General features: G+C 38.4%; 7 protein-coding genes. All 7 read right to left on the bottom strand.

What is annotated here, in order from left to right; all coding sequences use genetic code 11:
* Nucleotides 1-116 precede the first annotated feature (116 nt).
* Entirely contained in the window at nucleotides 117-677 is a 561-nt protein-coding gene (locus tag KSO91_RS14810; RefSeq protein WP_238743809.1) for a chemotaxis protein CheW, read from the bottom strand.
* 12 nt (nucleotides 678-689) lie between these two features.
* Nucleotides 690-3443: a methyl-accepting chemotaxis protein gene (locus KSO91_RS14805; RefSeq protein ID WP_238743808.1), complete on the bottom strand. Its 2754-nt coding sequence runs from the start codon at nucleotides 3441-3443 to the stop codon at nucleotides 690-692.
* Nucleotides 3444-3572: 129 nt separating this feature from the next.
* On the bottom strand, nucleotides 3573-5765 hold the full coding sequence (locus KSO91_RS14800) for a chemotaxis protein CheA (protein WP_238743807.1): 2193 nt from the start codon (nucleotides 5763-5765) through the stop codon (nucleotides 3573-3575).
* Between the two features lie 92 nt (nucleotides 5766-5857).
* Nucleotides 5858-6154: an STAS domain-containing protein gene (locus KSO91_RS14795; RefSeq protein ID WP_238743806.1), complete on the bottom strand. Its 297-nt coding sequence runs from the start codon at nucleotides 6152-6154 to the stop codon at nucleotides 5858-5860.
* Between the two features lie 21 nt (nucleotides 6155-6175).
* Complete coding sequence (locus KSO91_RS14790; protein ID WP_238743805.1) at nucleotides 6176-6541, bottom strand: response regulator; 366 nt, start codon at nucleotides 6539-6541, stop codon at nucleotides 6176-6178.
* 86 nt (nucleotides 6542-6627) lie between these two features.
* Nucleotides 6628-7704: a protein-glutamate methylesterase/protein-glutamine glutaminase gene (locus KSO91_RS14785; protein ID WP_238743804.1), complete on the bottom strand. Its 1077-nt coding sequence runs from the start codon at nucleotides 7702-7704 to the stop codon at nucleotides 6628-6630.
* 38 nt (nucleotides 7705-7742) lie between these two features.
* Entirely contained in the window at nucleotides 7743-8348 is a 606-nt protein-coding gene (locus tag KSO91_RS14780) for a methyl-accepting chemotaxis protein (RefSeq protein ID WP_275114008.1), read from the bottom strand.
* Nucleotides 8349-8495 lie beyond the last annotated feature (147 nt).

The following is an 8495-nucleotide window of genomic DNA, read 5'->3' as shown; positions in this document are numbered from 1 at the left end:
GAAATAAAGATAATTATTATTCTACTAGGGGCCGTCTCATGAATAGTTAAAAGTCTGCGCGAACAAATCAGAAACTATCCGCGCGACATAACAGAGCATTTATAAAAAATGCTATTCTAAAGACTCACCTCTGGCATTGACTCACCGCTTACACACGCTAAGGAACTCATTTCATTAACGGATAATACTCGGCTAATATCTAGGATAATAACAAAATTGTCGTTAACTTTTCCCATCCCACTAATAAATTCAGCGCGAATATTAGTGCCAAAGCGGGGTGATGGCTCAATATCAGCAGGTAGTATTTCCAACACCTCTGAAACCGAATCAACAATAATTCCAATATCAATTTTTTCGTTATCATTAACAGTTTCAATAATAACAATACAACTTTTACGTGTTGTTACAGCCACTTCTCTACCAAAGCGAGCAGACAAATCAATAACAGGAACAACTGCACCTCTAATATTAATAACACCACTTATAAATTCAGGCATCAGTGGCACAGTGGTCAGTTTCGCATACTCAATTATTTCTTTGATGCCGAGAATACCGATAGCAAACATCTCTCCTCGTTGCAAAAATGTCAGATATTGTCCACTTTCCTCGATAGCAGATAAAGCACTCTCTTTTGGTAACCTTTCAGCTTGGGCATCAGATTTAACTAATGAATTCATAATGATTTATCCTTAAAATTTGGAAAACTCAGATTCATCTAAGGATATTGATTCCGGTGCACTAGATCTTACAGGTGGTCTCGATCGAGTAGTTGAGTTTTGTGGATAAATTTCAGCTCCACCCGCAGGTTTAGTAGTAATTTGAAAGAAACTTATTACTGACTGAAGTTGTTGAGCTTGACTGCTCATCTCTTCAGCTGTGGCGGAAAGCTCTTCACTACTTGATGCATTTTGTTGGGTAATGGTATTTAATTGTCCCATTGCAGTGTTAATTTGACTAACACTAGACGATTGCTCTTCAGATGCCGCACTAATTTCTTGTACCAAATCAGAGGTTTTATTAATTGAAAGTACGATTTGGCCCAATAGTCGACCCGCAGTTTCTGATAATGTTACACTACTGGTCGCTACTCCACCGATTTCTTGTGCTGCAATTTGGCTACGCTCCGCCAATTTTCGTACCTCAGCCGCAACAACAGCAAAGCCTTTACCATGCTCACCGGCCCTAGCCGCTTCTATAGCTGCATTTAGTGCTAATAGGTTAGTCTGGTAAGCAATGTCATCAATAATTCCAATTTTATCTGCAATTTGTTTCATCGCGGAAACAGTTTGCTCTACCGCATCACCTCCTTCAACCGCTTCTTTAGCGGCTTGTGAAGCCATACCATCAGTAACTTTAGCATTTTCCATATTTTGCGTAATCGATGCGACCATCTGCTCCATTGAGGCGCTCGTTTCTTCGACACTTGATGCTTGTTCGTTTGAAGATGAACTCATTGATTGTGCAGTTGCACTCACCTCTTCAGATGCACTTGATAAATTATTAGCACCACTACTCACTGTTTCAATCACATTTTTTATTTGATCACGCATACTAACCATCGCACTGCTCAATTGTCCAATCTCGTCTTTTTGATCAATATCGAGGTCGGCCATCAAATTACCTTTTGATAACTCTTGGGCGAAGGCAACACTTTTAATCACAGGTTTGGTAATACTAATTGCAAATAGATAGGCAATAACAATAATTATAACAAGAAAAATAATGGCAATAAAAACAATTTTTTCTATGAGCTGATCAACTGGCATCATGATTTCAGCTTCATCAATTTCAGCAATAACTACCCAATTAGTATCTCCAATTTTAACAGATGAATAGGAAGATAATACTCGATTCCCATTGTAATCGTTGATGATTTTGTTATCTGAATTTCCACTTAATGCATCCTTAACAGCTTCAGTATCAACGCCATTATTTTTTATATTCCCTGCAAAAGAAGCATTTACAGAGTGTCCTTTAGGATCAAGAAATGAATCTGAACGCATTAATTTATCACTACCTACGAGGTACGTTTCCCCAGTTTCCCCCATGCCTTCTCTCTGTTGCATGATTTCATTTATTGAATCTAATGAGAGTTGAAGCGCAACAATAAGCTCAACTTTCCCTTCGTTCATATAGGGCTGTGCGATAAATGCGGCAGGTTGTTCATTACTCGGTTCATAAGGGGCAAAGTCAACAACGCCATATTGTCCTGTTTTTAAAACTTGGCTCGTTAATTTTCCAAGCCCTGAGTCACGATATTTACCGTTGACCATATTGGTTTGGTAATCGTTCTCTTTACCGACACTATAAAAAACTTCGCCATCGGGGTGGATTAAAAAAAGATCATAATAACCATATTTATCCACATATTTTTCAAAGTAATCTTGTTCATCATTTTTTGACTTAGCCGCGAGAACCTCTTCCAAACTTCCTGAGGTAACCATTACCCAATTTAATCCTTTAATGTTTAGTGGGCTAATTGATACTAGTTCTACATCACCAGAGCTACCGAGCTGAATACTCGTTTCCGTCTTGCCGGCCAGCGCATTATTAATGTACTCACTGGATTTTTTTTGTCCAATTCTACCTGGTTTAATGACACGATCACTACGGTAACTACTAATACCATCCACTTCACCTACTAAATAACTTTCAGCAGTCTTACCCATACCACTTCGCTGTTGAACAATGGAGTTAATTACATCGTTGGAAAGTTGCATGGCGATATACCCGTCGGCAAACTCTAATTTCGCCACAGCAAACGCGGCTTGCTCACCGTTTGATGGGGCATAGGACATAAAATCACCAATCGACACTTCTTCTTTACCCTTATTTTTTGCACGTGTAAATGCTTTACCTAGAGAGCTGTCGCGCATTTTTGCATCATTGTTCAGATTCATGCCAAGGTCGGACTCTTTAGCTACACTGTAAACAATATCGCCTTGCGGATTGATTAAAAAAAGATCATACCAACCAGCATCATTAACCACATCTTTTAAGCGGACATCATACTGGTCAACCTGTTGCTGCCACTTTATAGAGTTAATACCTTGGTCAAAAACATTGTTAATATCATTATATCCTTGTGCAATAAATGGATCATCTTTTGAGATTTTGATAGTTGTTTCAAAAGTTTCAAATAAACTTTCAATATTGGCTTTTTTCAACTCTTGAATTGCCTGCAATTTTGAAATTTGAGTATTCAGCAAAGCAGATGTTGTTTCCACCAAAACCCCCAAATTCCCTTCTCTCTCGCCCATAAAATTGGCGACTTGTGCATGTTTAATACCACGAATTGCACTTAATTGATTAAAGGATCCGGAAATTATTGCATCAGAGGCATTTTTTGCTGAGATATAAGCGGTAATTATTAGTGGAATTAAGCTAATTAATAGCATTAATCCAATCAACTTCACTTTCATTGGTACATTTTTTAAGTTCATATTTCACCCTCATTGAATTGATATTAATTTTAAATAGCGTTACTTTGTTAATTAAATTCTTTGCATTAAAGACACATTTTCTACTTAACCTATCTACATGATCTTTTTTTATTTTCTGTTAACAACCCTTTATGAAACATGTTTTAATTCCTGCTCAGAGGCGTCTTGTATTAACTGTTGAACATCCAAAATTAATGCTACCTCACCACTCCCGAGTATGGTAGACCCGCCTATCCCTCTGATTTTACTGAATAATTTTCCAAGTGGTTTGATAACGGTTTGAAACTCCCCCATTAATTGATCAACAACCAATCCCGCTTTTCTGCCTGCATAATGCACTACAACAATATTTGCACGTGCGTTTTGTTCATTTTCTACAAGGGAATAATTAAAATGATCTTTTAATTTTACTAGCGGTAATACTTCACCCCGTAAGTTAAAATAGTTGCTTTCTGATTTATCATTATCATTGGCTTTATTGAAATCGGCATATTCAACACATTCGATCACCATGTCTAATGGCACAACATACGAGTCATCTCTTATCCCAACTTGGAAACCATCAATAATCGCTAAGGTCAAAGGCAACCGAATACGTACAACCGTTCCCTCACCTTCTGTACTTTCTAAATCAATAGAGCCACGTAGTGCAAGGATGTTACGTTTAACCACATCCATGCCCACACCGCGACCCGATATATTAGAAACTGACTCTACGGTTGAAAAACCTGGATGAAAAATCAAGTTGTTAATGTCATCGTCACTGAGCACTTGCTCTGCATCGACAATGCCTTTGGCAATCGCTTTCTCTAATAACAAGACTTTATTAAGTCCTTTACCATCATCACTTATTTCAATGACAATACTGCCTGAATCATGGTAGGCATTTAGGTGTATTTTACCTTGTGCATCTTTGCCTGCAACAATACGCTGTTCAGGCGTCTCAAGACCATGATCTAATGAGTTGCGCACCAAATGCATCAGCGGATCGCCTATTTTTTCTACGACCATTTTGTCAAGTTCAGTCTCTGCTCCAGTAATAACCAAGGAAATTTCTTTTCTCAGTTGGCCACTAACGTCGCGGACTACCCGTTGGAAACGGTGAAATGTTTCACCAATCGGCACCATGCGTAAACTTAATGCGTTATTACGAATACTGTCGACTAAGTCGTCCACTAAGCCACTGGCTTCCTCTAATTCTGGGTTATTGCCTTTATTCGCCAATAAAGATGCGGATGCACTGGCGATAACCAATTCTCCGACCATATTGATGAGCTCATCAAGCTTGTTTGAATTAACTCGTACAATGCGCGATTCTACATTCTTTTTAGTCCGCACTTGTTGTTGTTTTTCAACTGCTGCACCGACAACTTCTTGGGCAACAACACCTTGATCAACTAAAATTTCACCGATACTTTTATCAGCTCCAGTTTTACTTTTGTTTTGTTGATCAGAGAGTGCGTTTTGTAATTCGTTACGCGTTAATACTTGGCTTTTGATTAATAACTCACCGAGTAATTCATCTTCTTCCGGTAGTGCTTGAATGAGTTCAATGTATCGATTGATGGCACTATGGGGTGGGACAATACGGATATCACAGTCTTCCTGAACAAATTCAAAGACAGCTTCAATCTCTTCTTTATTACATTCTGACTGAAACGATATTTCAAAACCTAGGTAGCAAGCCTCGGGATCAATATTATCTAAACTGGGTATTTTGTTGGGTAAAACAGAGAGAGAAATAATGCGACCAATTTGCTGTAAATATTTAACAAATGAGATGGGATCCATGCCTTGTTTTAATACATCAACACCGAAACGCAGGGAGATATGCCAGTTATTGTTGGACGCTATTTGCTCATCACCCTCTAAGGTTTCTATCCTATTTTCTGTTGACTCGTTGATAATTATTTCAGTGGGAGTTAGTTGCATAAAAACATTGAGTTGCAAAATTAACGCACCACTGGTTTCCAATAACGCGGTACAAACCTCATTATCATTAGCAATGACTTCATTCACCAGCGCAGACATGTGATCGCCGGACCTAAGTAATACTTCAATAATTTCTTTATTAATAGTTATTTCACTGTCGCGAATTTTATCAAGCAAGCTTTCGGCAACATGAGTAAAGCTGACGACGTCATCGAAGCCAAAAACACCTGATGTCCCCTTAATAGTGTGAGCAGCTCTAAAAACGGCATTAATTGCTTCCATATCATCAGGGCTATTTTCCAAATGCAACAACGCATCTTCCATTGCACTTAATAAATCACCCGCTTCGGATAAAAACCCTTGTTTAGCGGCTTCCAAGTCATTACTCATATTAAACTCCTGTTATACTTATTATCTTTTCAAGGATTGCAAAGCAATGCCAGTATCGATTACTGATAGTCTTACTATTTAATGCTATCGCTTTACAAGACAACCGGGTCGCCAAAAAACTGAGTCATATTAAACAGCTCAAAAAGTTCAATAACCTCAAGGCTGTGTGCAGTAAAGACCACCTTTTTTTTTTGTTCGAGAGCATCATTTTTCAATGCAACCATCAGCTGTAATCCTGCACTGTCAATCTCTACAACCTGAGATAAATTAACCTCTATCTGCTTAAAATCAGCGAGTGTTGCTGAAAACAATGCTTGCAGATCCATCGCTTCATAAATTGTCATATTTTCCGGTTTTAATACGGCTCGTTTTGTATTATCAGTACTCATGTTGTCAACATCCTTTTTATCTTATGGCAGTATCAATTTGGCAACAGCTGTTAACATCTGCTCTGGTTTAAAGGGTTTGACAACCCATGCTTTCACGCCCGCAGCCCTACCCTTATCTTTCATATCGCTACCCGCTTCTGTGGTCAACATAATCACAGGTGTGAATCTATATCGAGGCAGTTTTTTCATTTCAGTGACAAAGGTAAGGCCATCCATGACAGGCATATTGACGTCACTCACCACTAAATTGATTTTAGTGCCATCACATTTGGCTAATGCTTCTTTGCCATGGCCAGCTTGGATAACATCGTAGCCTTTACCTTTTAACGAAATTGCGACCACCTGCCTTAATGAAGCAGAGTCATCAACGACTAAAATTGTTGCCATTTTTTTTATCCTTTTAACTGTTTAAATATTTTGTGCCATGTGGAACAGCAAAATGCTCACATACCCATTTTTCTACATGTTACTATTTACAGGCCTGAACGATGGTAATCTAAGATTGCACTTGGAAACTGCGCTAAGCTAAGCTCTTTCCCAACCGCGCCTCTTTTCATCGCTTCTTGGGGCATCCCGTAAACGATACAGCTTTTTTCACATTCACCTAAAGTAACACTGCCGGCATCTTTCATCTCTTTTAAGCCACGTGCACCATCATCTCCCATACCAGTCAGAATAATTCCCAACGCATTTTTTCCAGCATAACGAGCCACAGAACGAAATAAGACATCAACGGAAGGTTTATGTCTACTCACTAAGGGACCATCCTTAAGTTCTATTTTGTACAAAGCACCACTGCGATTGACCAATAGATGCCGATCACCCGGGGCAATGTAAACATGACCTGGCAGAATGGTTTCATTACCCTTTGCTTCGACAACGTCCACTTCGCAAAGCGTATTAAGACGGGCCGCAAAAGCCCCTGTAAAAGCGACAGGCATGTGTTGCACAATAACAATGCCGGGTGACACTCGAGGGAGTTGCGTTAAAATGGATTCAAGCGCCATAGTACCGCCAGTTGAAGAGCCTATGGCAACAATTCGTTCTGTTGTACGTACCATTGCGCTTGTATTAGGTAAACTTAATATGGCATCTGCTGTTAATTTTTTTGCTATATTTGTTGCTATAGGTTGGAATTTACGTACTTTTGCTTGTGCAGCAGCCAAAACTGCATGGGTAATTTCATCTGCTGATTCACCTAAAAAACCTTTCACGCCAAATTTCGGTTTAGTAACAATTTCAATGGCCCCTAAAGACATTGCCTGTAACGTCGTATCAGCTCCTTTTTCTGTTAAGCTAGAGCACATAACAACCGGAGTTGGATGCTCAGACATGATTTTTCGCAGAAAAGTAATGCCATCCATTCTTGGCATTTCCACATCAAGAATAATAACGTCAGGCCATTGTTTGTGCATATGGCGGATTGCAAAGATAGGATCCTGCGCAGCTGCACACACTTCCATTTTGGGATGAGCATTTATTATCTGTGATAATACTTGTCTAACTACGGCAGAGTCATCAACAAGCAATACTTTTATTTTAGGTTTCAAATTAGTTCGCTCCGTTAATGAACCGTTTTTTAAATTTATTAAAAAAATTCAATATCATTACTATTTTCTTCTACTGAGACAATATTTCCAGAAGTATTATGCGCATGTATACTTTTTTGCTCTGAAGTTGTATAACCTTGACTCATTTCTCTTAGCCAATCATTTTTATCAACGTTTATGATTTCATCGGGCGCTTCTAATAACTCAGAGAAACGGGTCATTTCATTATTGGTATATGAGAGTATTTGAGAGACACGATCTTGGTATTGTAGAGAAACCAAAATATCATTGATTTCATTGCTAATATCTTCACTGTGGTTTTTTAAAATGGTTGTGGAATCTGAAAATTGGTTAATTAATTGGTGTAATTTGGCAATAACATCTTGGATTAATAATTGTGACTCATCTGATTTTAATTTTTCTTCTTCAAGTTGTTTTTCTGTCTTATCAACCGCTGAATTCATCGCACTACAAATACCATCAACCTTAACTATCATCTGTTGCCCCGTATCAGATGAACGTTGTGATAATGACTTCACTTCTCCTGCTACTACAGCAAACCCTCGACCACTTTCCCCCGCACGGGCGGCTTCAATGGCTGCAGAGGTAGATAGACTTAAAATATTTGGCTTATTAGCTGTCATTCTTTATCTCTTTCAGTATGTTAAAACAATAAAGTGCTATTTTTCTTATTAGATGTACAAGTACATAACTATAATAAATTCATCAGTAATCATTTTTAATTAGTCAAAAATTCAGTATATGAAAATTTTAAAAAGACAATAAATACT

The organism is Psychromonas antarctica (assembly GCF_022267535.1).
Taxonomy (GTDB): Bacteria; Pseudomonadota; Gammaproteobacteria; order Enterobacterales; family Psychromonadaceae; genus Psychromonas; species Psychromonas antarctica.
This window is presented reverse-complemented; position numbering and strand designations above follow the sequence as displayed.

Excerpts from the sequence above, each read along its gene's own strand:
- KSO91_RS14810 (WP_238743809.1), bottom strand. The coding sequence starts at position 677 with ATGAATTCATTAGTTAAATCTGATGCCCAAGCTGAAAGGTTACCAAAA.
- KSO91_RS14805 (WP_238743808.1), bottom strand. The coding sequence starts at position 3,443 with ATGAACTTAAAAAATGTACCAATGAAAGTGAAGTTGATTGGATTAATG.
- KSO91_RS14795 (WP_238743806.1), bottom strand. The coding sequence starts at position 6,154 with ATGAGTACTGATAATACAAAACGAGCCGTATTAAAACCGGAAAATATG.
- KSO91_RS14800 (WP_238743807.1), bottom strand. The coding sequence starts at position 5,765 with ATGAGTAATGACTTGGAAGCCGCTAAACAAGGGTTTTTATCCGAAGCG.
- KSO91_RS14780 (WP_275114008.1), bottom strand. The coding sequence starts at position 8,348 with ATGACAGCTAATAAGCCAAATATTTTAAGTCTATCTACCTCTGCAGCC.
- KSO91_RS14790 (WP_238743805.1), bottom strand. The coding sequence starts at position 6,541 with ATGGCAACAATTTTAGTCGTTGATGACTCTGCTTCATTAAGGCAGGTG.